This is a genomic window from Flavobacterium sp. GP15, assembly GCF_014281985.1.
Classification (GTDB): domain Bacteria; phylum Bacteroidota; class Bacteroidia; order Flavobacteriales; family Flavobacteriaceae; genus Flavobacterium; species Flavobacterium pygoscelis.
The window spans coordinates 316038-340537 of sequence record NZ_JACFTC010000001.1; the positions used below are offsets into that span (position 1 = coordinate 316038).

General features: G+C 32.6%; 24 protein-coding genes. 14 read left to right on the forward strand and 10 right to left on the reverse strand.

The window, feature by feature from the left end; genetic code table 11:
• The first annotated feature begins 71 nt into the window (after positions 1-71).
• Both H2650_RS01435 and H2650_RS01440 read left to right on the forward strand, forming a co-directional pair.
• Positions 72-653 (forward strand): hypothetical protein, encoded by a 582-nt coding sequence (locus tag H2650_RS01435; RefSeq protein WP_188048978.1) that lies wholly within the window; start codon positions 72-74, stop codon positions 651-653.
• An 88-nt stretch (positions 654-741) separates the two neighbouring features.
• Positions 742-1809 carry a glycosyltransferase gene (locus tag H2650_RS01440; protein ID WP_188048979.1) on the forward strand — a complete coding sequence of 356 codons (1068 nt, stop codon included), beginning with the start codon at positions 742-744 and terminating at the stop codon, positions 1807-1809.
• Positions 1810-1811: 2 nt separating this feature from the next.
• Here H2650_RS01440 and H2650_RS01445 read toward each other — a convergent pair whose 3' ends face one another.
• Both H2650_RS01445 and H2650_RS01450 read right to left on the reverse strand, forming a co-directional pair.
• Positions 1812-2873 carry a cell wall metabolism sensor histidine kinase WalK gene (locus H2650_RS01445; protein WP_188048980.1) on the reverse strand — a complete coding sequence of 354 codons (1062 nt, stop codon included), beginning with the start codon at positions 2871-2873 and terminating at the stop codon, positions 1812-1814.
• Positions 2874-3557 carry a response regulator transcription factor gene (locus H2650_RS01450; protein WP_188048981.1) on the reverse strand — a complete coding sequence of 228 codons (684 nt, stop codon included), beginning with the start codon at positions 3555-3557 and terminating at the stop codon, positions 2874-2876. It lies immediately after the preceding gene.
• Positions 3558-3735: 178 nt separating this feature from the next.
• On the opposite strand from H2650_RS01450, the gene H2650_RS01455 reads away from it, so the two are divergent.
• The 4 genes from H2650_RS01455 to H2650_RS01470 all read left to right on the forward strand — a co-directional run bounded on the left by H2650_RS01455 (position 3736) and on the right by H2650_RS01470 (position 9471).
• Positions 3736-6486 carry a TonB-dependent receptor gene (locus tag H2650_RS01455; protein WP_188048982.1) on the forward strand — a complete coding sequence of 917 codons (2751 nt, stop codon included), beginning with the start codon at positions 3736-3738 and terminating at the stop codon, positions 6484-6486.
• Between the two features lie 226 nt (positions 6487-6712).
• On the forward strand, positions 6713-7924 hold the full coding sequence (locus H2650_RS01460; RefSeq protein WP_188048983.1) for a hypothetical protein: 1212 nt from the start codon (positions 6713-6715) through the stop codon (positions 7922-7924).
• A 102-nt stretch (positions 7925-8026) separates the two neighbouring features.
• On the forward strand, positions 8027-8365 hold the full coding sequence (locus H2650_RS01465; protein WP_188048984.1) for a T9SS type A sorting domain-containing protein: 339 nt from the start codon (positions 8027-8029) through the stop codon (positions 8363-8365).
• 125 nt (positions 8366-8490) lie between these two features.
• Positions 8491-9471, forward strand: coding sequence for an acyl transferase (locus H2650_RS01470; RefSeq protein WP_188048985.1), 981 nt, complete (start codon positions 8491-8493; stop codon positions 9469-9471).
• Between the two features lie 3 nt (positions 9472-9474).
• Here the strand turns inward: H2650_RS01470 and H2650_RS15830 are convergent, their stop codons facing one another.
• From H2650_RS15830 to tyrS, 3 genes are all read right to left on the reverse strand, one after another.
• On the reverse strand, positions 9475-9573 hold the full coding sequence (locus H2650_RS15830) for a type II toxin-antitoxin system RelE/ParE family toxin (protein ID WP_370566798.1): 99 nt from the start codon (positions 9571-9573) through the stop codon (positions 9475-9477).
• A 145-nt stretch (positions 9574-9718) separates the two neighbouring features.
• Positions 9719-9922 (reverse strand): hypothetical protein, encoded by a 204-nt coding sequence (locus H2650_RS01480; protein ID WP_188048986.1) that lies wholly within the window; start codon positions 9920-9922, stop codon positions 9719-9721.
• Between the two features lie 31 nt (positions 9923-9953).
• The gene (gene tyrS, locus H2650_RS01485; protein WP_188048987.1) at positions 9954-11246 is read right to left on the reverse strand and encodes a tyrosine--tRNA ligase; all 1293 of its coding nucleotides are present in this window, start codon (positions 11244-11246) and stop codon (positions 9954-9956) included.
• A gap of 128 nt (positions 11247-11374) precedes the next feature.
• On the opposite strand from tyrS, the gene H2650_RS01490 reads away from it, so the two are divergent.
• The gene (locus H2650_RS01490) at positions 11375-12382 is read left to right on the forward strand and encodes an NAD-dependent epimerase/dehydratase family protein (protein ID WP_188048988.1); all 1008 of its coding nucleotides are present in this window, start codon (positions 11375-11377) and stop codon (positions 12380-12382) included.
• A gap of 6 nt (positions 12383-12388) precedes the next feature.
• Here the strand turns inward: H2650_RS01490 and H2650_RS01495 are convergent, their stop codons facing one another.
• Genes H2650_RS01495 through H2650_RS01505 form a run of 3 tightly spaced genes read right to left on the reverse strand, consistent with a single transcriptional unit; the run spans position 12389 to position 14971 of the window.
• Complete coding sequence (locus H2650_RS01495; protein WP_188048989.1) at positions 12389-12880, reverse strand: DUF4296 domain-containing protein; 492 nt, start codon at positions 12878-12880, stop codon at positions 12389-12391.
• A 13-nt stretch (positions 12881-12893) separates the two neighbouring features.
• Positions 12894-14234 (reverse strand): dihydroorotase, encoded by a 1341-nt coding sequence (locus H2650_RS01500; protein ID WP_188048990.1) that lies wholly within the window; start codon positions 14232-14234, stop codon positions 12894-12896.
• A gap of 11 nt (positions 14235-14245) precedes the next feature.
• Positions 14246-14971, reverse strand: a complete 726-nt coding sequence (locus H2650_RS01505) for a polyprenol monophosphomannose synthase (RefSeq protein WP_188048991.1) — start codon at positions 14969-14971, stop codon at positions 14246-14248.
• A gap of 103 nt (positions 14972-15074) precedes the next feature.
• On the opposite strand from H2650_RS01505, the gene H2650_RS01510 reads away from it, so the two are divergent.
• The 3 genes from H2650_RS01510 (at position 15075) to H2650_RS01520 (ending at position 17144) form a co-directional block, all read left to right on the forward strand.
• Positions 15075-15746, forward strand: a complete 672-nt coding sequence (locus H2650_RS01510) for a DUF4271 domain-containing protein (RefSeq protein WP_188048992.1) — start codon at positions 15075-15077, stop codon at positions 15744-15746.
• Positions 15747-15759: 13 nt separating this feature from the next.
• Positions 15760-16509, forward strand: coding sequence for a uroporphyrinogen-III synthase (locus H2650_RS01515; protein ID WP_188048993.1), 750 nt, complete (start codon positions 15760-15762; stop codon positions 16507-16509).
• Between the two features lie 164 nt (positions 16510-16673).
• Complete coding sequence (locus H2650_RS01520; protein ID WP_188048994.1) at positions 16674-17144, forward strand: Lrp/AsnC ligand binding domain-containing protein; 471 nt, start codon at positions 16674-16676, stop codon at positions 17142-17144.
• A 90-nt stretch (positions 17145-17234) separates the two neighbouring features.
• Here H2650_RS01520 and H2650_RS01525 read toward each other — a convergent pair whose 3' ends face one another.
• Positions 17235-17924 carry a zinc metallopeptidase gene (locus tag H2650_RS01525; protein ID WP_188048995.1) on the reverse strand — a complete coding sequence of 230 codons (690 nt, stop codon included), beginning with the start codon at positions 17922-17924 and terminating at the stop codon, positions 17235-17237.
• A 394-nt stretch (positions 17925-18318) separates the two neighbouring features.
• Positions 18319-21180 (reverse strand): leucine--tRNA ligase, encoded by a 2862-nt coding sequence (gene leuS, locus H2650_RS01530; RefSeq protein WP_188048996.1) that lies wholly within the window; start codon positions 21178-21180, stop codon positions 18319-18321.
• Positions 21181-21349: 169 nt separating this feature from the next.
• Here leuS and H2650_RS01535 point away from each other — a divergent pair, with 169 nt between their 5' ends.
• The 4 genes from H2650_RS01535 to truB all read left to right on the forward strand — a co-directional run bounded on the left by H2650_RS01535 (position 21350) and on the right by truB (position 24049).
• Positions 21350-22225: an ABC transporter permease gene (locus H2650_RS01535; RefSeq protein WP_188048997.1), complete on the forward strand. Its 876-nt coding sequence runs from the start codon at positions 21350-21352 to the stop codon at positions 22223-22225.
• A 63-nt stretch (positions 22226-22288) separates the two neighbouring features.
• Positions 22289-22531 carry a DUF3098 domain-containing protein gene (locus H2650_RS01540; RefSeq protein ID WP_188048998.1) on the forward strand — a complete coding sequence of 81 codons (243 nt, stop codon included), beginning with the start codon at positions 22289-22291 and terminating at the stop codon, positions 22529-22531.
• The gene (locus H2650_RS01545; RefSeq protein ID WP_188048999.1) at positions 22532-23341 is read left to right on the forward strand and encodes an undecaprenyl-diphosphate phosphatase; all 810 of its coding nucleotides are present in this window, start codon (positions 22532-22534) and stop codon (positions 23339-23341) included.
• Between the two features lie 6 nt (positions 23342-23347).
• On the forward strand, positions 23348-24049 hold the full coding sequence (truB, locus tag H2650_RS01550; protein WP_188049000.1) for a tRNA pseudouridine(55) synthase TruB: 702 nt from the start codon (positions 23348-23350) through the stop codon (positions 24047-24049).
• Positions 24050-24500: the final 451 nt, after the last annotated feature.

Sequence of the window (24500 nt, forward strand, 5' to 3'; positions counted from 1 at the left end):
ATTATGTTTAGGAAAAAAGTTATTAAATTTAGATGTCTTAAACATTTTCTAAAAACCTTAAATAAATTATCATGAAAAAATTATTTTTATTGTGTTTTGCTTTTCTATTGTCTGGTAGCTTTTATGCTCAAGAAACTGCAGCACAAAAGAAGAAAGCAGCTGCCAAAACAGAAAAAGCAGCAGAGAAAGTAGCTAAAGCAAAAGCAGATGCTAAAGAAACAGCTTTGAAAACCAAAACTGAAGCTAAGAAGAAAGAAACAGAAGCGAAAGCAAAAGCAACTGATGCAAAAGCGAAAGCAACCGAAGCGAAAGCAAAAGAAAACAAAGCGAAAACCACTGAAAGTAAAACAAAAGCAACTCAAACAAAAGAGAAAGCTCTTGAAGCAAAAAAAGAAGTAAAAGCAAAAGCGGAAAAAGTAGAGGCAAAAGCAGCAAAAGTACAAAAGAAAGCGGAAAACCTTAAAAAAGAAGCACCAACAGCTAAAGCTACGACAAAAAAAGCACCAGCAAAAATTAAAGAAACCAATGAAAAGGCACCAAAAATTGCAGATAAAATAACTGGTGAATACAACGGTAAAAAGGTATATACAGGTCCTAGAGGAGGAAAATATTATATTAATGCAAACGGAAATAAAACATACATTCAAGATTAATTCCATTTAAAATAAAAAACAAAGGGGACTTTCTAAACAATTGTCCCCTTTGCTACGTTATGACCATTGCACTAGCGAAAAAAAATTAATGATATCAAATTTTAATAAAAAAACAATCTTAATTGCTCCCTTAAACTGGGGTTTGGGTCATGCTACCCGCTGCATACCAATTATTAAAGCATTGATAGAAAATAACTACATCCCAATTATTGCTTCAGACGGTGATGCTTTAGCTTTATTAAGAAAAGAGTTCCCCAACCAAAAAACATTAGAACTCCCCTCGTACCAAATAGAATATGCGGGAAAAGGAGAAAATCTAAAATGGAAATTATTTAAAAATGGCTTAAAAACAATCAAAGCCATTCAAGAAGAGAAAAGAATTACGGAACATTGGATTGAGCAATACGATATTAAAGGAATCATTTCGGACAACAGATTTGGAGTTTACAGCACAAAAGTTCCTTGTGTTTACATCACACACCAACTGAAAGTACTGTCTGGAAGTAGCACTTGGTTAAGCAGTAAAATACATCAAAATATCATTAAAAAATTTGACGCTTGTTGGGTACCCGATTTTGATGAAACTCCTAATCTAACCGGAAAATTAGGACATCTAAAAAAGACTCCAAAAAACATACAATACATTGGACCATTAAGTAGGTTGCAGCTTCAAGAAAAAGAAAAGAAATACGACTTAATGATTGTTTTATCAGGACCAGAACCTCAACGAGGAATTTTAGAAGCGAAATTAAGATCAGAAATTATAAGATATTCTGGCAAAATAATTTTTATAAGAGGAATTATAGAAAAAGAACAAGTAAAGCAGCAAATAGAAAATGTGAGTTATTATAATTTTATGAATGCTACTGAGATATCAAATGCATTTAATGAAAGTGAAATTGTACTTTGTCGTTCTGGATATACTACAATTATGGATCTTACACAACTAAACAAAAAGTCTTTTTTTATCCCTACTCCAGGACAATTTGAACAAGAATATCTTGCTAGAAAACTACAAGAAGAAAACGCTGTTCCATTTGCCTCACAAGATGATTTTAAAATAGAAAACTTGGAGCAAGTTGCGAATTACAAAGGATTACCAAAAACAGAAATAAAAACGGATTGGAGTTCCTTATTTCATGTTTTTAAGAAGTAGCATTACAGCTGCTTTTTTTTACTTTTTACTTTTTGAAGCGTAAAAGAAAACTCTGATCCTACACCATAGGTACTATCAACATATATTTTTTCGTCATGTGCCTCGATAATATGTTTTACAATAGCCAAACCTAAACCGGAACCGCCTTCTGTTCTTGCACCGCTTTTATCTACTCTGTAAAAACGTTCAAATAATCTGGAGATATTTTTCTTTACAATACCTTCTCCGTTATCAGTCACTCTAACGATTAATTTTTCTTCGGTCAAATCCTCTATGCTCACTTCAGTAGTTCCTTTTTTCTCCCCGTATTTAATAGAGTTCACGATTAGATTCATAACGACTTGTTGAATCTTTTCTTGATCTCCGATTACCATAATGGGAATACTATATTTCATGTCAAACATAAGAATAATGTCTTTTTTAGAAGCTTTCATTTCTAATAAATCAAAAACATTTTGAATTAATTTGACAATATCAAATTGAGTAATCTCAAGGTTTAACTCTCCTATTTCGAGTTTAGAAATCATGTCTAAATCTTGAACAATGTAGATCAATCTTTCAACTCCTTTTTCGGCACGTTCTAAATATTTTTTTCGAATTGTTTTATCATTCATAGCTCCATCAAGCAACGTTGACAAGTAACCTTGAACCATAAAAAGAGGTGTTTTAAGTTCATGGGAAACATTGCCTAGAAATTCTCTCCTATATTCTTCTCTTACTTTTAAAGTTTCAATTTCTAATTTTTTATCCGTAGCAAACTTTTTTACTTCACGCGTTAGCGTTGCCATATCAGTCGTTATAGGCTGATTCATAAAAGTACTCGACTCTAATAAAGCAACATCATCGTATATTTTTTTTACTTTTTTGTAAATAAAGCGCTCTACTCTATACTGAAGAACGATAAAAGAAAAAACAGCAATACAAAAAGCAAAAACCAGACAAAATTGATATGAAAATTTAAAAAAAAGATGCGTTAGAAATCCTACCAATACGGTAGAAAAGAAGGTAATGTAAAGCGAAGACTTAACAGCAAATCGATATGTTTTTTTAAAATTTATAGTCATCTATACTTCAAACTTATATCCTACTCCTTTAATTGTTTTGAATAATTCTTCTCCTATTTTTTCACGTAATTTTCTAATGTGAACATCTATAGTACGTCCGCCAACAATGACTTCATTACCCCAAACTCGATCTAGAATTTCATCTCTTTTAAATACTTTTCCAGGTTTTGAAGCTAAAAGGTAAAATAACTCAAATTCTTTTCTGGGCAATACAATTTCAATATTGTCTTTTACAATTTTATATTCTTCGCGATTAATTTCGATACCACCTACATTCAGCGTTTCGCTATTTTGATCATTTTCTTTTAAACGACGCAACAAGGCTTTTACTTTACTTACTAATAACTTTGGCTTAATTGGTTTAGTAATATAATCATCTGCGCCAGCATCAAAACCTGCTACTTGAGAGTAATCTTCGCTTCTAGCAGTCAAAAAAGTAATTAGTACATTACTTAATTCTGGTATTTTTCTAATGTTTTCACACGCTTCCATTCCGTCCATTTCTGGCATCATAACATCCATTATAATAAGGTCTGGAATTACTTTTTTTGCTTTGGCTATAGCCTCTTTACCATTAGAGGCCGTAAAGATTTGATAATCTTCTTGAGAAAGATTATATCCTATTATTTCTAAAATATCTGGCTCGTCATCGACTAATAGAATTTTGGTGTTTTTTTTCTTCATAAAGCGTCAAAAGTTGTTTTTTTTATGGTAAATGTAATCATAAATAGGAAACTGAAAAGGTGTTAACGGTAATTTAATATTGGAGCAATTTATTAGCAAAAACAAAACATAACCCTAACAAGACGGTAACTTACATTTTACATTTCGGGACTTACTTTGCAAAAAAAAAACAAAACAAATGAAATTCAAAATACTTTTTATATCGTTATTTATAACTGCTATTTCTTTTTCACAAAACAAAGGAACAATAACTGGAATCTTGACCGACAAAGAGGCAAACAATCAATCCTTACCATTTGCTAACGTACTTATTGCTGGAACTAATATTGGAACAAACACTGATATTGACGGTAAATTCTCGATGTCTGTAGTTCCTGGTAATTATACAATTCAATTTAGTTTTATTGGATACGAATCTGTTGAGATTCCTGTGAAAATTATAGCAAACCAAACCTTGACCATCAATCAAGCATTAGGTTCTGCAGGATACAAATTAGAAGATGTAATTGTAAGAGCTAGTACTGTAAGTAGGCAAAAAGAAACAGCGCTGTTATTAGAACAAAAAAATGCTGTAGACATTAAGCAGTCTATTGGTGCTCAAGAATTATCAAGAAAAGGAGTTAGTGATGTTGCCACTGCTGTTACAAAAACGACTGGTATTACAAAACAGGAAGGAACAGGGAATATTTTTGTTAGAGGATTAGGAGACCGCTACAATTCGACAACCATGAATGGACTTCCAATCCCTTCTAATGACCCAACCAAGAAAAACCTTAATTTAGATATTTTCTCTACCGATATTGTAGAATATGTATCAATAGACAAAGTATACAACGGAAAATTCTACGGCGATTTTGCGGGTGGTAATGTTGACATTATCTCTAAAGAACACAAAGGCAAAAGCTTTTTAAAATTTCAATTAGGATCAAAGATAAATACGAATGCCTTGAAAGTAGACAATTTTAATTTACTACAAGGTTACGGAGCTTTAGGCTTTACCAATCGTGCTATACCGTCAAATCCTTTGACACAGTACAATTATAAAACAAATCAATTAGAGAATAAAGCGCCAATTGCTAGCTCTTACAATATTTCAGGAGGAACGTCATTTAAAGTTGGTGAAGAAGGGAAAATTAGCATTTTCGCTAATGCTTCTTACGACAATGAATTTAACTCTAAAAGTAATGGCTCTGCAAAAGGATCAGTATCTGGAACAGGTGTTGCAAATAAAAATTACCATACTTACACTGACATTAATTACAATACCAACACGACTGGACTGTTAAATTTAGGGTACAAAATAAACTCAAACAACACCGTTAACTTTAACTCATTATTCATTAACACAAGTACACAATCTAAAAAAGAATACAGTGGTTACTTTGCGGATGGTGGTGATGGCGGAAATGCTTTAATTAGAAGAAATGAGTACAATAAAAATGCTTTATGGGTTAATCAATTATTAGGAGAACATAAGTTTAAGGAGCGTTCTAAATTTAATTGGGGATTATCATATAACAGTATTAAAGGAGATACTCCAGACCGAACAACAAATACCTTAAACAAAGTGGCCGCTGGTTATACACTTTTATCTAATGCTGGAAGTAACAATCGTTATTTTCAAAATTTGAAAGAAGATGAAGTTGCTGCAAACTTAAGCTACGATTACAAATTCAGCAAAACGGAAGAAGGGGAATACAAAGGAAAATTCACTTTTGGATATAGCGGACGAGTTAAAACTAGAAACTTTGAAGCCACACAATTTAATTTTAAATCTGATAATACTCACTTATCTGACATTGTAGATCCAAACAACTTAGATTTATTTTACAACCAGTCTAATTTAGATAACAACTATTTTAAAATTATCACTTTTAGAGGCGATCAATTTGAATCTTCAGCTTTAAATCCACAATTTTATAAAGGAGACCAAAACATAAATGCAGGGTTTCTAAATACAGAATATAAATTGAACAAACTAACGACTGTTATAAGTTTAAGAGCAGAAAAAATAGCTCAAAAAATCACTTGGAACACCCAACTTGATCCTATTACAAAAAGCAGTCAGCTGGATAAAACTGCTTTCTTACCTAGTATCGTAATGAAATATGAATTGGCAGAAAAACAAAACTTGCGTTTGGGCTTAAGCAAAACTTATACCTTACCACAATTTAAAGAAAGAGCACCATTTTTGTATGAAGAAATTACTCAAGTATATATTGGAAACCAAAAACTGTACGCATCAGATGATTACAATTTAGATCTAAAATGGGAATTTTTTCCTAAAAACGAAGAGCTAATTTCGGTAACTGCTTTTGGGAAATACATTCAAAACCCAATGAACGAGGTAACGATTAATTCCTCTACAAATGACATTTCTTATGTAAACACAGGCGATTATGGTTATGTAACGGGAGCCGAAGTAGAATATCGCAAGCAACTATTGAATATTGATACCGAAAATTCTAAAAAACTTTCTGCAGGTGTAAATGTATCTTACTTATATTCTAATCAAGAATTAAACTCTAATAAAGTGAAGAAAGAAACAGATTTCGAAGTAGATTTTACCTCTAAAAAAGGAAAATTCACAGGAGCTTCTGACGTATTATTAAATACCGATTTAAGTTTTTTTAATGAATGGAACAATAAAAAAAGCAATCTAACTTCAACATTAACGTATTCTTATTTCTCTGATAGAATATATGCTATTGGTACCTTACAAAGAGGTGATATTGTTGATAAAGCATTTGGTACTTTAGACTTTGTAGCTAAATCTAAACTAAATGAAAAAGTAGGATTAAGTTTTCTTGTAAAAAACATTTTAAATCCTACCATCAATCAAGTTCAGGAAAACACAAATGGAGATGTAAACCTATTAAGCTACAAAAAAGGATTATCACTAAGTCTTAGCATTAACTATCAGTTCTAAATAATTAAGCAAACATCTAAAAAGAGGCTATTCATTAATACGAATAGCCTCTTTTTTTGTTTCAAAAACTTATTAGTGATCTTCAAACCGTTCTTAACATCGCAACAATAAGCTAACATTAAATAGCCTTTTTTTTAATCTAAGGTTCACGTTAACCTAACTTTAGAAAAAAGCTTTTGTTTGATATTTGTCCTAATAAAACAAATGAAAAAACATTAAAAAAACTATGAAAAAATTAACTGTAAATCTATTAAGTCTTTTAGTTGTAACTGCAGGAGTAATGACCAGTTGTACTTCTAACGATTCAGACACAACTAATCCTTCAACCTCAAAATTTATTGCTAATGCAGATGATTTTAAAGGAACAATAACAGAAGGTGAAGTAGTTCTAGATGCTAGTAAAGTTTATAAACTTACTGGAAAAATCCAAGTAAACAATAACGCTACTTTGACAATTCCTGCAGGAACTGTAATTCAGGGAACTGGTGGAACAGCGTCTTATATTGCCGTTGCACAAGGAGGTAAAATCAATGTAAACGGAACAGCATCAAAACCAGTTGTAATGACAAGTGGAAAGGCTACAAAAGCTGGTGGTGACTGGGGTGGATTAGTTATTTGTGGAAAAGCACCAATTAATCGCATTAGCGGAGGCGCAAGTAGTGCACAATCAGAAGTTGGTGATTTAACTTATGGAGGAACAATATCTAATGACAACTCTGGTTCTATTAAATATTTAAGAATAGAATATGCTGGAGCACTTTTTAATGCTGATAAAGAGTTTAACGGACTATCGTTATTTGGTGTAGGTTCTGGAACAACAATTAGCTACGTTCAATTAATTCACGGATCTGATGATGGAGTAGAATTCTTTGGAGGAACAGTAAACACGGATCACATAATCTCTATAGGAAATGAAGATGATCAATTTGATTGGACTGAAGGTTGGTCTGGTACAAACACAGATTGGTACGGTAGATTAGATTACGGAACAGGAAATAGAGGTATTGAAGCAGACAACTATGAGTTTGGTTTTGCAAATACTCCAATCTCTAATCCTACTATTACAAACCTAACACTTATTGGACCTGGAAGTACTGCTAATACAACTGCATTTGCAGAAAACCAAGCAATTAAACTAAGAAGAGGAACAAAAGGTATTTTTACCAATGTGGTGATCAAAGGTTGGGCTACAGGTTTTGATCTAGAGCATGATGAAACGTTAGCAAATGCTGGAACGTCTCTAAAAGTTGTTAATTTCAAAATTGATTCGGATGTAACAACTACTATGAAAGGAAAAACTACTGCTGTAGCACCTGCAACTTCAGGAGTTAGCGCAACAGTAAATGCTAATTTTGCTACTACTTCTGCAACAGCTACTGGAGCTGGAAATGGAGTTGGAATGCCGAGCTGGGCTGCTGGATGGGCAACTGGATTCTAATAATAGAAATAAAATAGTAAAATGCCTCTCTTTTTGGAGAGGCATTTTTTTTGGTACACTATTTGAATATTTTTTTGTACATTTACTATTCAAATAAATCTGATGGCAAAAAACTACTTTTATACTATTACTTTATTGGTCTTTTTATTTTCCTTAAGCGCTAATGCTCAAGAAACTAAGCCGCAGCCAAGAACGCAAGATTCACCTACAATAGAAGGTTTAAACTTGTATCCAAATCCTGTGAGCAATGGTAAAGTTTACATTGCTACAAAAAATGATTTAGACAAAGAAATAATCATTTTTGATGTTTTAGGCAAAAAAGTACTTCAAACACAACTTAGCTCCAGAGAGCTAAACGTTTCTACCTTAACTTCTGGGGTTTACATCATAAAAATTAATGAAAAAGAAGCCTCGGCAACTAGAAAATTAATTATACGATAAGTATTCTAAAATAAATAAAAAGCTCCAAAATAATTTGCAGCTTTTTATTATGTCCAAAAAATCCATCAGGATGGCGTTTTTGATAACATCGAGCATTTTTTGATTACTTTTGTAAAAAAAATATTTTGATTTCAGCTGCTGATATATTTTCTATTTCTAGTCAAAAACAATTTGAGAAAATTGCCTTAAAAGTATTTCGTCATCAGTACGAAAATAATCAAGTGTATCGTGAGTTTTGTGAACTTTTAAAAACAGATTCTCATAAAGTAAAATCAGTAGAGCAAATTCCATTTTTACCTATTCAGTTTTTCAAAAGTCACAATGTAGTTTCAAACACTGATGCTATCGAAGCAGTTTTTACAAGTAGCGGTACCACTGGAACAATAACGAGTAAACATCTTGTAACAGACGCTTCTATTTACGAAGAAAGTTATCGCAAAGGGTTTTCAGAGTTTTACGGAAACATTGAAGATTACGTCGTTTTGGCTTTACTCCCTTCTTATCTGGAGCGCGAAGGATCATCGTTAATCTATATGGTCGAAGATTTAATAAAACTTTCTAATCAACCAGAAAGTGGGTTTTATTTACACAACCACGATGAATTAATCAAAAAATTAATCGAATTAGATCAGGCAGGACAAAATGTGATTTTAATTGGAGTTACTTACGCTTTATTAGATCTAATCGAGAAACAGCAATTCAATTTGAAACACACGATTATAATGGAAACTGGCGGCATGAAAGGCAAACGTAAAGAAATGATTCGGGAAGAACTGCATCAGCAACTTTGTGAAGGTTTTGGCGTTTCTAGTATACACTCAGAATACGGAATGACTGAATTGCTTTCTCAAGCCTATTCCCTAGGAGAAGGCATATTTGAATGCCCTTCTTGGATACAAATCCTCATTCGCGACACTGAAGATGCTTTAACTTATATTCCACAAGGAAAAACAGGCGGAATCAACGTGATTGATTTGGCTAACATCAATTCTTGTTCTTTTATTGCTACTCAAGATTTGGGCAAAAAAAATCCCAACAACTCTTTCGAGGTATTGGGACGTTTTGATAATTCTGATATTCGAGGATGTAACCTGATGGTGATGTAAATCTTATTCATAAATATCTTTTCGATGACCTAAATCTACTACATCGATTAAAAGAACATCATCAATTATTTCATAAATCACTCTATAATCTCCAACACGTATTCTATATCCTTTTCTTCCTTTTTACTTTTTACAACCTGAAGGTCTAGGATTTTTTGATAAACTTCCAATCGCAAATAATATTGGATTAGCTATCTCATCTGATAACTTATCAAACTTCTTCTGCGCTTTTTTGGAAAAATCAATGTTATAGATTTGACTTTTTTGCTTCCCTTGTTTTCAAATAATCTTCAAATGAAATTCGATAACCATCATCCTCCTTTTTGGCTTCATCATAAAGGCGAACGTCTTCTAAATCCTTCAATTTTTCAATCATTTTATTGTATTGCTTTATAGGCAAAACAACAGCCGTTCTATTTCCTTTTTCATCAGTTAAAAATTGTGTTTCCATAATTTTAAATATTTAAAGTAAAGTTATGAAATTAAACAACTCTAACTACAAAGTAATTTTTCTTGCCGCTTTGCAACAACACAAATTGATTATTGATTAAATCTTTAGTCGAAAGCATAAAATCTTCTGCTACTTTCTCTCTATTTACTGAAATAGAATTAGCAGTCAAAGCACGTCTTGCTTCACCATTTGATTTAAAAAAGCCTGTTTTTTCGTTTAATACGTCAATTATATTAATTCCAGTTTCTATTTCAGGTTTTGCAATTTCAGCTTGAGGTACACCATCAAAAACATCTAAAAAAGTAGCTTCATCCAACTGTTTTAAATCCTCTGAAGTTGAATTCCCGAACAAAATATTAGATGCTTTTATCGCATTTTCTAAATCTTCTTTTGAATGCACCATTACTGTAATTTCTTCAGCCAAACGTTTTTGTAACAAACGCAAATGCGGTGTTTCTCTATGCTTCTCTGTTAAATCTTCAATTTCTTCTTTCGATAAAAAAGTGAAAATTTTAATGTATTTCTCTGCATCTACATCAGAAGTATTCAACCAATATTGGTAAAACTTGTAAGGTGAAGTTCGCGCTGAATCCAACCAAATATTTCCTCCTTCAGATTTTCCAAATTTAGTTCCGTCTGCTTTTGTAATCAAAGGACAAGTTAAAGCATACGCTTTTCCACTTGCAATTCTACGCACTAATTCCGTACCAGTAGTTATGTTTCCCCACTGATCACTTCCACCCATTTGTAGCGTACATTTTTTATCTCTATACAAATGCAAAAAGTCATATCCCTGAACCAATTGATAAGTAAACTCGGTAAATGACATTCCTTCGGCAGCTTCAGAAGTCAAACGCTTCTTCACAGAATCCTTCGCCATCATATAATTTACGGTAATATGTTTACCTACATCACGAATGAAATCTAGGAAAGAAAAATTCTTCATCCAGTCGTAATTGTTTACTAATTCAGCTGCATTGGGGGCATCTGAAGTAAAATCAAGAAAACGACTCAATTGTGCTCTAATGGCTTCTTGATTGTGACGCAAAGTAGGCTCGTCTAATAAATTTCTTTCATTGGATTTTCCTGACGGATCACCAATCATTCCGGTTGCACCACCTACTAAAGCTAATGGTTTGTGTCCAGATAACTGAAAATGTTTTAATAACATCACTCCAACTAAATGTCCTATATGCAATGAATCGGCAGTTGGGTCAATTCCCACATATGCCACACGCATTTGTTCCATCAAATGTTCTTCTGTACCTGGCATAACATCGTGGAGCATTCCTCTCCAAGTCACTTCTTCAATAAAATTTTTCATCTTTTTTAATCAATTTACTTTCGTCAATTCAGCCTTTTGGGCTTTGTATGCACAAAGATAAAATTTATTGTGGATTCGGTTATTGGTTTATGGGGTTATTCAAAAAAAAATATTCGTATTTTCGTAGCATGATTTTAGTAACAGGAGGAACGGGATTAGTAGGCGCACATTTATTGCTTCATTTAATTGAATCACAAACTAGAGGGAGCGAGAGAATTCGGGCAATATATCGAACTACTCAAAGTATCGAAAAAACGAAATCGCTATTTCAACTTTACAAAAAGTCAAATTTATTTGACAACATACAATGGATTCAAGCCGACATCATCGATGTTCCTTCTTTAGAAAAAGCTTTTATTGGGATTACTCAAGTCTATCATTGTGCTGCCCTAATATCATTTGATCCAAAAGACGAAGAAAACATTCGCAAAATAAATATCGAAGGAACTGCTAATATTGTCAACTTTTGCCTCAGCTATTCCATTCAAAAACTGTGTTATGTAAGCTCAATAGCTGCACTTGGCGATTTAGCCGCTCACGAAACCATAATCACCGAAGAAACCGAATGGAATCCCGAAAAACCACATAGCGATTATGCCATTTCTAAATATGGTGCTGAAATGGAAATTTGGCGAGGACAACAAGAAGGTTTAAACATATTAATTGTAAATCCAGGCGTGATCATTGGTCCGGGATTTCAAGAACAAGGAAGCGGTTTACTTTTTAAGAAAGTAGCTGATGGATTATCATTTTACACTCTTGGAACAAGCGGTTTTATTGCCGTAAGCGATGTTGTAAAAATCACAACTGAATTAATGAATAGTGAAATTTGCAATGAAAGATTTACATTAATTGCCGAAAACAATTGTTTTAGAGACATCTTAAACAACATTTCTGATGGTTTGCAAAAAGAGAGGCCCACTAAACATGCGTCACCGTTTTTTATGGAAATAGTATGGAGAATGGATTGGATTCTATCCGTTATTTTTAAACAAAAAAGACAATTTACAAAGGCTACTGCAAAAGCATCCTACTCTAAAAGCTCGTACTCTAATCAAAAAATAAAAGAAACCTTAAACTTCAAATTTAAAGCGATCAATTCCTATATAAAAGAGATCTCAAATCTTAAGCTATAGCCAAACCTATTCAACAGCCTGCATTTTCATAGCAGGTTCTTTTACCATTTCTTTATCAATAAGTCCTTTTCTTCCTCTAACCAACGAATCAGAATTATATCTCTGAGTTTTTTCTAACTTTATATTTTTAGTGTTTTTAAGTTTCTTTTGCTCGGCTTTAACTATGTCTTCTGCAGATTTTTTCTCTTTGTTAATTCGTTTGGCTACTTCATCAAACATGACTTTGTACCCTTCATAATCAGTAGAATAATAAACATTACTAGTAGCAAACTGAAGACTATCTACTTTATACTTTTTAAATATAAAATCTCTTGGATTTATTTTTAAACTATCTATAGAAGTTGGATTTTGATATTTTATAGCATCCAAAAGCGATATGTCATACATTATATCTACCATAACCTCTTTTTCAATTAGGCGTTTTGGTTTTTTAACCGCATCGTCTTTACAACTTATAAAAAGGGTCAATGAGACTATAAAAAAAATTATTCTTTTCATTTATCAGAAGTTTTTATCTTTCAAATAACAAACGTTTACCCGCACGTATATCTTTGACCTTAAAGGCAGTATAAACCAATTGACCATTTACGAAAGTATGAGTAATTCTAGACTTAAAAGTAAACCCTTCAAAAGGAGACCAACCACATTTTGCTATTATATTTTCTTTTTTTACGCTCCAAGGCAAACCAGAATTTACTATGACTAAATCTGCATAATAGCCCACTTTGATAAAACCACGTTTCTCAATTTTGAATATTTTAGCAGGATTGTGACACATCTTTTCCACAATTTTCTCTACACTTATTTTTCCTTGATGAAATGCTTCAAACATTGCTACAACAGCATGTTGCACCAGCGGACCTCCAGAAGGAGCGTTCATGTAAGATTTACTTTTCTCCTCTAAAGTATGCGGAGCGTGATCTGTGGCAATTACATCAATACGACCATCAAGCAATGCTTCCCACAATACTTTTCTATCATTTGCAGTTTTCACGGCAGGATTCCATTTTATCAAATTCCCTTTTGTTGCATAATCGTCATTCGTAAACCATAAATGATGAATACAAACTTCTGCAGTAATTTTTTTATCTTCTAACGGAATTTTATTGGTAAACAAATCCATTTCTTTTGCAGTTGAGAGATGAAAAACATGCAAACGAGCTCCTGTTTTTTTGGCTAAAGCCACTGCTTTTGACGAAGAAATATAACAGGCTTCCTCACTGCGAATCAAATGATGCACTGTAACTGGAATATCCTCTCCAAACTCTTCTTTGTATTTTTCTAAGTTATTCTTTATTGTTGTTTCGTCTTCACAATGCACAGCAATTAGCATAGAAGTATTAGAAAATATTTTTTCGAGTGTCGCTTCATTATCGACTAACATATTTCCAGTAGAAGAACCTAAGAAAATTTTTATTCCCGCAACATTTTTTGGATTTGTTTTTAAAACTTCCTCCAAATTATCATTTGTTGCGCCCATCATAAAAGAATAATTCGCATAGGACTTTTGCGCAGCTAACTCATATTTTTGTTCTAATATTTCTTGAGTAACTGCATTAGGAATAGTGTTGGGCTGCTCAATATAGGAAGTAATACCTCCTGCAATTGCCGCTTTTGACTCTGATTCGATATCGCCTTTATGAGTTAAACCGGGCTCTCTAAAATGCACTTGATCATCAATAGCACCTGGCATCAAATAATTCCCTTCGGCATCGATAATTTTGCAATCCGCAGATTTAGCACTGATGGTCTCTGAAATTTCAACAATTATATCATTCTCAATTAATAGATCGCCTTCAAAAATCACTCCTTCGTTTACTATTTTGGCATTCTTAATTAAAATCCTGTTCATCGTTTATTCTTCTATAATGTATTAAATAACTTCTTTAATCTTAGTGCGATAACCCCAAAAACAGCTTCAATAATTATTGAGTTACTCATTTTTGATTGTCCTTTTGTTCTATCGGTAAAAATAATAGGAACTTCGGTTATCTTAAATTTTTTGCAGTAGGTTCTGTATTTCATTTCGATTTGAAACGCATAACCAACAAACTTTATTTTATCTAAATTAATTTCTTCTAAAACTCTTTTTTTATAACAGACAAAACCCGCTGTAGCGTCATGAATTTTCATGCCAGTAATCCATCTTACATAAACCGAAGCAAAATAAGACATCAAGACTCTACTTAGAGGCCAGTTTACTACATTTACTCCTGTAACATATCGCGAACCAATAGATAAATCGGCATCACCCAAGTGACACGCAGTATATAACTTCTCTAAATCGTTTGGATTATGCGAAAAATCAGCATCCATTTCGAAAATATATTCGTATTTATGTTCTAATGCCCATCTAAATCCGTGAACATAAGCTGTTCCTAGACCGGATTTTTTTTCTCTTTTTTCTATAAATAATCTACCTCCAAATTCCTTTTGAAGTAAAACAACCTTGTCAGCAGTGTGATCTGGCGAATTATCATCAATTATTAGAATATCAAAAGTTTTTCGTTGAGAAAGCACAGATCGAATAATGCTCTCAATATTTTCAATTTCGTTATAGGTAGGAATTATAACAATACAATCATTCATATTTTGACTAATTTCAAGGCAAAAGTAAACTTTTTATACTATTACAGCCTTAATAAAATTATAATAAAAAGAATGATATAAAAATTAGTAATTTTGCGACCCTATGATCGAAACTATACTTCATCCAAGAATAATAGAGAGCAAAGACTGGGCAACCGTTCTTTTTGTTCTATCATTTGCTATAATTGCAATTACCAAATCTATATTTGAAAATCGTTTTGGTGACTTTGCCAACCTTATTTACTCAAACAAATACATAAAAGTTTACAAAGACAGTACGAATTTAAAAAGCGGATTTACACTTTCCTTGTTTTTTGTACAAATGATTTCTTTGACGTTTTTTATACAAATATCACTCAGTTATTTTGGATATGCCTCAAAAACAGATTGGCTTTTATATATTCAAATATTTACTTTTCTAATATTCTTTATTTTATCTAAATATTTGATTGAAAAGATCATAGCAACTTCCTTTAATATCGAAGAGTTTACCGAACAATTTAATCTTCAAAAAGTTACTTACAGGACCTATATTGGGTTATTAATACTCCCTTTTAATATAATTTTGTTTTATTACGACTCATTTTCGAGAAATATCCCACTTTTTATAATTGCGATTGCGCTGATAACAAACGCATTAACCTATTTGATTTCAATAAAAAATTATCAAAAATTAATATTCGGTAAGTTGTTTTACTTTATTTTATATCTTTGCACTCTCGAAATAGCACCCTATTATTTTATGTATTATTGGTTTATAAAAGGGAATGCTTAGAAAAAGTGAAAATATGAAAGTGAAAACAATTTTGGTATCACAACCTGAACCTAAGGTAGAAAATTCACCTTACTTTGAACTTCAACAAAAGCATAAAGTAAAAATTGATTTCAGACCTTTTATTCATGTAGAAGGAGTAAGCGCAAAAGAGATTAGACTTCAAAAAATCGATCTTAACAATTACTCTGCTATTATTTTAACAAGTAAAAATGCTGTAGATCACTTTTTTAGAGTTGCAGACGAAATGCGCTTTAAAGTACCTGAAGGTTTGAAATACTTTTGTCAATCAGAAGCGATTGCTTTTTATTTGCAAAAATATGTCGTTTACAGAAAACGAAAAATCTATGTAGGACCAAAGGATTTTGCTGATTTATCGCCATTGATTAAAAAATACAAAGACGAAAAATTCTTACTACCTGCTTCGGATCAGTTGAATGCTGATGCTCAAACGACATTAAATGCATTAAAAGTAGATTGGACGCCTGCTGTTTTTTATAGAACAGTAATGAGCGATCTTTCAGATTTAGCAGATGTATATTATGACGTATTGGCTTTCTTTAGTCCAACAGGAATTAAATCATTGTTTATGAATTTCCCTAAATTCGAACAAAACGATACTCGTATTGCTGTTTTTGGTAGTACGACACAAAAAGAAGCTCTGGATCATGGTTTACGAGTTGATATACTAGCACCAACGCCAGCTACACCTTCAATGACTATGGCTTTAGAAAAATATATCGTAGAAGCCAACAAGAGTAAATAAATTACTTCTATTTTAAATACACAAAAGCCATTCCTAATCAGAATGGCTTTTTTTTATGATTGAGTATATAAAAAAGAGCTACAACCTTTCTACTTCATCTTTTTTAATTAAATTTGATTTTGAACTTAAACTAAAATTTAATTTTTGGTTTACAATAGCAACTTATGAAAATAAATTCTTTAGTAGTAGAAATTGACGGTATTGACAAAGAAATTCTGCGTGATTTAATGAATGATGCTCGCAAACCAATTCTTCAAATTGCTAATAAAATAGGCATTTCTGGCGCGGCAATTCACCAACGATTAAAGAAATTAGAGCAGTCTGGAGTGATATCAGGATCTAAATTTACTGTTAGCAACAAAGTTCTTGGCTATAACACAATGGCTTTTGTTGGTATTTATTTAGACAAAGCTTCTAGTAATCCAGAGGCCGTTAGAGACTTAAAGAAAATTCCAGAAGTTTTAGAATGCCATTACACGACCGGAAATTGGTCTATTTTGATTAAAATTATCTGCCGAGATAACGAACATTTGATGCATTTATTAAACACTAAAATTCAAGCAATCGATGGTGTTTCTAGAACGGAAACCTTTATTTCCTTAGACCAACAAATTGACAGACAGATTCAGCTGTAAGGATTAAATCAAATGAATAAATCATAAAAAAAACCGACTCAATTAACAATCGAGTCGGTTAATACTTTTCTATAATTTGAAATTATCAAATTAATCTCTTCTACTTCCTCCCATATAGATTGAAACATAATACAACAAAGTTGCAATAGATCCCAAAGCAGCCACAACATAAGTTCTTGCAGCCCATTTAAGCGAATCTTTAGCTCCAGCTTGTTCTTGCTGCGTAAGCATTCTTTTATTCTCTAACCAAGCCAAAGCACGGTTACTCGCATCGTATTCAACCGGCAAAGTAACAATAGAAAATAAAGTAGTTGCTGCAAAAATGACAATTCCTACTAACAACAATTGCGGAAAGGTTTTTAGCATCAAAATTCCAGCTAATAAAATCCATTGCATGTAACTTGAGGCTACATTTACAATTGGCACCAATTTAGAACGCATCGTCAGCCATTGATAACCCACAGCATGCTGTACCGCATGTCCGCATTCATGTGCCGCAACCGCAGCCGCAGCCGCATTTCGTTGATTATAAACGGCCTCACTTAAATTTACTGTTTTATTAACAGGATTATAATGATCCGTTAATCTTCCCGGAGTAGAAATCACTCTTACATCACGTATCCCATTGTCAGCAAGCATTTTTTCAGCGATTTCTGCTCCCGACATTCCGTTTTGCAACTGCAGTTTAGAATAAAATTCGAATTTGCTTTTTAGTCTCGAACTCACCAACCAACTGAAAAGCATAATTGCTCCAGCAAGAATTAAATATCCCATTCCCATATCTTTGTATTTTAATTTTTTATAAACACTACTGAAACATCAAATTGTGAACCAATTATTAAAATTGACAAATTGACATTTGTTAAATAATTGATAATTCATATTAATTACTTAGTCTATTTTTCAAAATCTACTAACTATTAAACTTTTGTCCTACTGAAAGCATATTTATAAGCTTATAAAACATCACTAGAACTATTCTAGCATTAAAATCAGAAGGAATTATTCACATAAATAAAATTGAGCATTTGTTTATTAATCCAAGCTCAACGACACTTCTCTATTATTTAAATAGGGATTAGAAGCACAAAAATCAATATTCAAAAAAAAAAAAAAAAAAATCCAAATCCCAGCAATTGGAATTTGGATTTTTTTAATTTAAAAAACTGTAGTTCTATCCTACCAAATTAATTATTTTACCTGGAACGATAATCACTTTATTTGGTGTTTTACCTTCTAACTGCTTAATGGTTCTATCATCTTTCATAACGATTTCCTCAATTTGCTCCTTGGTTAAATCCAAAGGTAATTTGATGGTGAAACGCATTTTCCCATTGAAAGAAACCGGATATTCTTTTTCACTTTCTACTAAATGAGCTGCTTCAAAAACTGGAAAAGCAACCGTTGCAATTGAACCTTCGTGACCTAACAACGACCACAACTCTTCAGCAATATGTGGCGCATAAGGCGAAATTACAATGGCTAAAGGTTCTAGAATAGCACGAGAATGACAATTTTGAGTTGACAATTCATTTACACAAATCATAAACTGAGATACTGACGTATTGAAAGAGAAATTCTCGATATCTTCTGCTACTTTTTTGATGGTTTTGTGTAATGATTTTAAATTGTCTTTTGATGGTGCATCGTCTGTAACAATCATACCGTTATCATCAAAGTACAAACGACATAATTTTTTTAAGAAGCCAAAAACTCCCGAAATTCCAGCAGTATTCCAAGGTTTAGCTTGTTCTAATGGACCCAGAAACATTTCGTACAAACGCAACGTATCGGCTCCGTATTCGTTACAAATATCATCCGGCGTAACAACGTTATATTTTGATTTGGACATTTTTTCTACTTCTCGACCAACGATAAAACTTCCATTGTCTTCGCAAATGAATTCAGCATTCTTGTAATCTTCTCTCCATGCTTTGAATCTTTCAATATCCAATTCATCAGAAGCATTTACAATAGAAACATCAACGTGGATTGGTTGCACATTTTGACCTTCTATCTTATTTTTAGAAACATAGGTATTAGTTCCTTCCAATCGATACACAAAAGCACTCATTCCCAAAATCATTCCCTGATTAATCAGTTTTTTGAACGGTTCTTCGGTTGGTGCATAACCTTTATCTTTTAAGAATTTGTTCCAAAAACGAGAATACAATAAATGTCCTGTCGCATGTTCGTTACCTCCAATATATAAATCTACACTTTCCCAATAAGCCAATGCTTCTTGGCTAGCAAATTCGTTTTCATTTTGCGCATCCATATAACGCATCCAATAAAAAGAACTTCCCGCCCAACCCGGCATTGTGTTTAATTCTAGAGGAAAAATGGTTGTATTATTTACTAAATCTGTATTGACTACTTTATTTTTCTCGATATCCCAAGCCCAAACTAAAGCGTTTCCTAAAGGTGGCAAACCATCTTCTGTTGGCAAATACTTTTCTACTTCTGGTAAAATAATAGGCAAATGTTTCGCATCAATCATTTGAGGCAAGCCATTTACATAATAAACTGGAAACGGTTCTCCCCAATATCTTTGACGAGAAAAAACAGCATCACGCAAACGGTAATTTGTCTTTCCTTTTCCTTGTTTTAATTTTTCTAGCGCTTCAATCGCTTTATAAGTTCCTTCTTTATATCCTAATCCGTTTAAAAAATCAGAATCTATTAATTGAAATCCATCCTTAGAACCAAAAGCGGCCTCAGTAATATCTTTATCAAAAATATTCTTGATTTCTTGCATTCCTTCTTGCCCTTTGAAGAAATTCGCAAAAGCAAAATCTCTTTCATCTCCGCAAGGAACCGCCATCACTGCTCCAGTTCCGTAGCCAGCTAAAACATAATCCCCAATCCAAACCGGAATTGCTTCTTTAGTAAATGGGTGCTCAGCATACGCTCCTGTAAAAACGCCTGAAATTGTTTTAACATCCGCCATACGCTCTCTTTCAGATCTTTTTGACGTTTTTTCGATATAGGATTCAACAGCTGCTTTTTGTGCTGGAGTTGTAATTTTGGCAACCAAATCATGTTCTGGTGCCAATGTCATAAAAGTCACTCCAAAAATAGTATCAGGACGTGTCGTGAAAACGTCAATAATCTCGTTATGACCTTTCACATTAAAGGAAACCATCGCTCCAACAGATTTTCCAATCCAGTTTCTTTGACTTTCTTTGATGCTTTCGCTCCAATCAATATCATTTAAACCTTGCAACAAGCGCTCTGCATAAGCAGAAATTCGCATGCTCCACTGCGTCATTTTTTTTCGAACTACAGTAAAACCACCGCGCTCAGAAACGCCATTTACAATTTCGTCATTGGCTAAAACAGTACCTAATCCTGGACACCAGTTTACTTCCGTCTCCGCTAAATAGGTTAATCTGTATTGTAAAAGGATTTTTTCTTGCTGCTCTTTTGTGAAAGCGTTCCATTCACTTGCTGAAAATTGTTGAATAGTATCATCACAAACAGCGTTCACATTTGCATTTCCTTCTGATGCAAAAACAGCAACCAAAGACGAAATATCTTCTGCTTTGTCGCTCTTATTATTGTACCAAGAGTTAAACAATTGTATAAAAATCCATTGTGTGTGCTTGTAATAATCAGGATTTGAAGTTCGCACTTCACGACTCCAATCAAATGAAAATCCAATAGTATCTAGTTGCTTTCTATAACCAGCAATTTTATTTCCTTCTTTATCAAAACCACCATCAATATTTACAGCCGTTGTATCTTCTGGACGTTGCCCAGTTTGAATGGCATACTGCTCCGCTGGTAATCCAAAACTATCATATCCCATTGGGTGCAACACATTAAAACCTTGGTGTCTTTTATAACGAGAATACACATCCGATGCAATATATCCAAGCGGATGTCCTACGTGCAAACCTGCTCCAGAAGGATAAGGAAACATATCAAGCACATAATATTTAGGTTTGTCTGAATTGTTTTCGGCTTTAAAGGTTTGGTTTTCTAACCAATATTTGCGCCATTTGGCTTCAATTTCGTTCGGATTGTATTTCATAATTTAAGATTCATAGCAACTGATCTACTCATTTGCTTCATTTTTTTCTGGAAATGATTGTTTTAAGGTGTCAAATTTACGTTTATTGTACGAAAGTTGAAACTTTGGTCGTTATTAACTTCAAATAAAGAAATTCTTTATTATTTTTACCCAATAATTTCAATAAACTATGAGTTCTTCCTTTGATAATTTTCAAAAACGCCGTTTAATCTCTTCCTATTTTTCAGTAGTACTAAGTGTTTTCTTAGTTTTATTTCTACTTGGAATTTTGGGTCTTTTTATTATAAATTCTAAAAAACTAGCTAATGATTTTAGAGAAAATATCGCTATGACGGTTTTCTTCAAAAATGAAGCTAATGATAGTATTATAAAAAGTTTTGGAACCGAATTAAAATCAAAACGTTTTGTAAAATCATTCAATTTTGTTGACAAACAAGTTGCAGCAAAACAACATACCGACATTATCGGAGAAGACTTTATGACTTTTCTAGGAGAAAATCCATTACAAAACTCCTATGATATTCATCTAAAAGCAGATTATGTAATCAAAGATAGTATTGCAAAAATTGAAACTAGTTTACGTAAGAATATCATGGTGTCTGATATTGTTTATGACAAACAACTAGTAAATCTAGTAAACGACAACATCAAGAAAGTAAGTATGTGGATTTTGATAGTGAGCGGTTTCTTGACTGTGATCGCTGTTTTATTAATCAACAGTTCACTGCGATTATCGATTCATTCAAATCGTTTTATCATTAAAACCATGCAAATGGTAGGCGCTACAAAATCATTCATTAGAAAACCTTTTGTTATGCGTAGTATAAAGCTAGGAATGATTGGAGCAATATTAGCAGTGCTAACTTTGATTGGAGTTTTACTTTATGTTGAAAATAGTTTTCCAAACCTTGGAATTTTAGAAGACAAAGCTTCGATCGGAATGGTATTATTAGCTGTTTTAGGTATTGGAATTCTAATCACTTGGCTAAGTACCTATTTTGCTACACAACGTTTCTTAAATTTAAGAACAGATGATCTGTATTAATTTAAGATCTTAGATTAACGATTTTTTAGATTTAATAAAAAAAAGCCTGCTAATTTACCACAAATGAAAAATAACGAAAATAAATCAGATTTCCTTTTTGACAAAGTAAACTATAAAATTCTACTAATTGGTATCGGAGTTATTGCCTTAGGATTCATACTCATGTCTGGAGGAGGAAGTAAAGATCCAAATGTATTTAGTGATGCTATTTTTAATTTTAGAAGAATTAGATTGGCTCCAACTACGGTTTTAATTGGATTTGGAATCACCATTTACGCTATACTTAAAAATCCAAAGAAAGTATAAATGAATACAATTCAAGCTTTTTTAATTGCTATTATAGAAGGATTAACAGAATATCTTCCAATTTCCTCAACAGCTCACATGGTTTTTCTTAGTTCCTATTTTGGAATTCAAGAAGATGATTTTGTAAAACTTTTTCAAGTTTCCATTCAATTTGGAGCCATTTTAGCTGTAGTCGCATTGTATTGGAAAAAGTTTTTTGACTTCTCAAAATTCAATTTTTACATCAAGCTTATATGTGCTGTCATTCCCGCTTTAGTATTAGGGAAATTATTTGATGACAAAATCGAAGCTGTATTAGGCGACCCCATTCCTATCGCTATTGTATTAATATTAGGTGGAGTAATTCTACTTTTTATTGACAAAAAATTTCAAAATCCAACGGTTTTAAAAGAAGAGGATATTACCGTAAAAAAAGCAGTAGTTATTGGATTCTGGCAATGTTTAGCCATGATGCCTGGCACAAGTCGATCAGCAGCTTCTATTATTGGAGGAATGCAACAAGGACTTACAAGACATGTTGCTGCCGAATTTTCTTTTTTTCTGGCGGTACCTACCATGATGGCAGTTACTTGTTATTCGCTATTTTTAAAAACATACGAAACCTCACAAATGAAAGGTTACGAATTAATTTTAAAGTCAAACGAAAACATTCAATTATTCCTTATTGGTAATGTGGTAGCTTTTATAGTAGCAGTTATTGCTATTAAATTTTTTATCGAAATCATCAAGAAATACGGTTTTAAACCATGGGGTTGGTACCGAATCATTGTTGGTTTGTTTTTATTGGTTTACTTCTCATATTTTAAATAATTCACTTTGAAGACAGTCGAAGATTTTCTAGACGGACAAATTTTACTTATTGATAAACCTTTGAATTGGAGTTCTTTTCAGGCAGTAAATAAATTAAAATATGCGCTAATCAACAAACTTGGACTTCCTAAAAAATTCAAGATTGGTCATGCTGGAACTTTAGATCCATTAGCAACTGGCTTATTATTAGTATGTACAGGGAAATTTACCAAAAGAATAACAGAACTTCAAGGTCAGGCCAAAGAGTACACTGGAACTTTTTATATTGGTGCTACTACTCCATCTTATGATTTAGAAACCGAAATTGACCAGACGTTCTCAATTACACACATTGACGAAACTTTGATTCACGAAACCGTGAAACAATTTCTAGGCGAAATCGATCAAAAACCACCCATTTATTCTGCTATAAAAAAAGATGGTGTCCGTTTGTACGAACATGCACGTGCCGGAGAAACTGTCGAAATTGCTTTCAGAAAAACGACGATTCACGAATTTGAAATCACCCGAATTGCGCTTCCAGAAATCGACTTTAGAGTAGTTTGCAGCAAAGGAACTTATATCCGATCACTTGCGTATGATTTTGGAAAGGCAATGAATTCAGGCTCACATTTAATTGCTTTACGCCGTACCAAAATTGGAGATTATAATGTGATCAACGCTACAGACGTAACTATTTTTGAAGAAAACTTAGGAAAAGAGATCTAATTTTTTCACCTTATCGAGTAAATATTCTAGATTCATAACAGTAAAGTTTTACCGTGGTGAAGTTTAAATTAGATGAAAAGCCGAATTAACTTAAGATTCTGGGCATCTAATATTTATTTTTAAACCAAACCTATTTACTCTAAAAAGCAAAAACACATGACAAATCATTAAATGAATTTGCGATGTGTTTTCTCTAAAAAACAAAGCAGTTGTAAAAAATGCTTTATTTCTAACTGGCTTCAGCCACTCGTTAATAATTAGCAAGGCGCTTTCCTCCAAAAAGAAAATGCGATACATAATCATACACTTTTTCAAGTAATTTTTTCATAATAATGTTTTTTTAATTGTTAGACAATCTGATTAACACCTATAAAAAAAGCAAATCAAAATAATAGATTTGGTTAACAATCAGCAATTTACAATTATTTTTAGAATAAAAAAAATAATTTTT

Coding starts and splice junctions, on each gene's coding strand:
- H2650_RS01435 (WP_188048978.1), top strand. CDS start 72: ATGAAAAAATTATTTTTATTGTGTTTTGCTTTTCTATTGTCTGGTAGC.
- H2650_RS01440 (WP_188048979.1), top strand. CDS start 742: ATGATATCAAATTTTAATAAAAAAACAATCTTAATTGCTCCCTTAAAC.
- H2650_RS01445 (WP_188048980.1), bottom strand. CDS start 2,873: ATGACTATAAATTTTAAAAAAACATATCGATTTGCTGTTAAGTCTTCG.
- H2650_RS01450 (WP_188048981.1), bottom strand. CDS start 3,557: ATGAAGAAAAAAAACACCAAAATTCTATTAGTCGATGACGAGCCAGAT.
- H2650_RS01455 (WP_188048982.1), top strand. CDS start 3,736: ATGAAATTCAAAATACTTTTTATATCGTTATTTATAACTGCTATTTCT.
- H2650_RS01460 (WP_188048983.1), top strand. CDS start 6,713: ATGAAAAAATTAACTGTAAATCTATTAAGTCTTTTAGTTGTAACTGCA.
- H2650_RS01465 (WP_188048984.1), top strand. CDS start 8,027: ATGGCAAAAAACTACTTTTATACTATTACTTTATTGGTCTTTTTATTT.
- H2650_RS01480 (WP_188048986.1), bottom strand. CDS start 9,922: ATGGAAACACAATTTTTAACTGATGAAAAAGGAAATAGAACGGCTGTT.
- tyrS (WP_188048987.1), bottom strand. CDS start 11,246: ATGAAAAATTTTATTGAAGAAGTGACTTGGAGAGGAATGCTCCACGAT.
- H2650_RS01490 (WP_188048988.1), top strand. CDS start 11,375: ATGATTTTAGTAACAGGAGGAACGGGATTAGTAGGCGCACATTTATTG.
- H2650_RS01495 (WP_188048989.1), bottom strand. CDS start 12,880: ATGAAAAGAATAATTTTTTTTATAGTCTCATTGACCCTTTTTATAAGT.
- H2650_RS01500 (WP_188048990.1), bottom strand. CDS start 14,234: ATGAACAGGATTTTAATTAAGAATGCCAAAATAGTAAACGAAGGAGTG.
- H2650_RS01505 (WP_188048991.1), bottom strand. CDS start 14,971: ATGAATGATTGTATTGTTATAATTCCTACCTATAACGAAATTGAAAAT.
- H2650_RS01510 (WP_188048992.1), top strand. CDS start 15,075: ATGATCGAAACTATACTTCATCCAAGAATAATAGAGAGCAAAGACTGG.
- H2650_RS01515 (WP_188048993.1), top strand. CDS start 15,760: ATGAAAGTGAAAACAATTTTGGTATCACAACCTGAACCTAAGGTAGAA.
- H2650_RS01520 (WP_188048994.1), top strand. CDS start 16,674: ATGAAAATAAATTCTTTAGTAGTAGAAATTGACGGTATTGACAAAGAA.
- H2650_RS01525 (WP_188048995.1), bottom strand. CDS start 17,924: ATGGGAATGGGATATTTAATTCTTGCTGGAGCAATTATGCTTTTCAGT.
- leuS (WP_188048996.1), bottom strand. CDS start 21,180: ATGAAATACAATCCGAACGAAATTGAAGCCAAATGGCGCAAATATTGG.
- H2650_RS01535 (WP_188048997.1), top strand. CDS start 21,350: ATGAGTTCTTCCTTTGATAATTTTCAAAAACGCCGTTTAATCTCTTCC.
- H2650_RS01540 (WP_188048998.1), top strand. CDS start 22,289: ATGAAAAATAACGAAAATAAATCAGATTTCCTTTTTGACAAAGTAAAC.
- H2650_RS01545 (WP_188048999.1), top strand. CDS start 22,532: ATGAATACAATTCAAGCTTTTTTAATTGCTATTATAGAAGGATTAACA.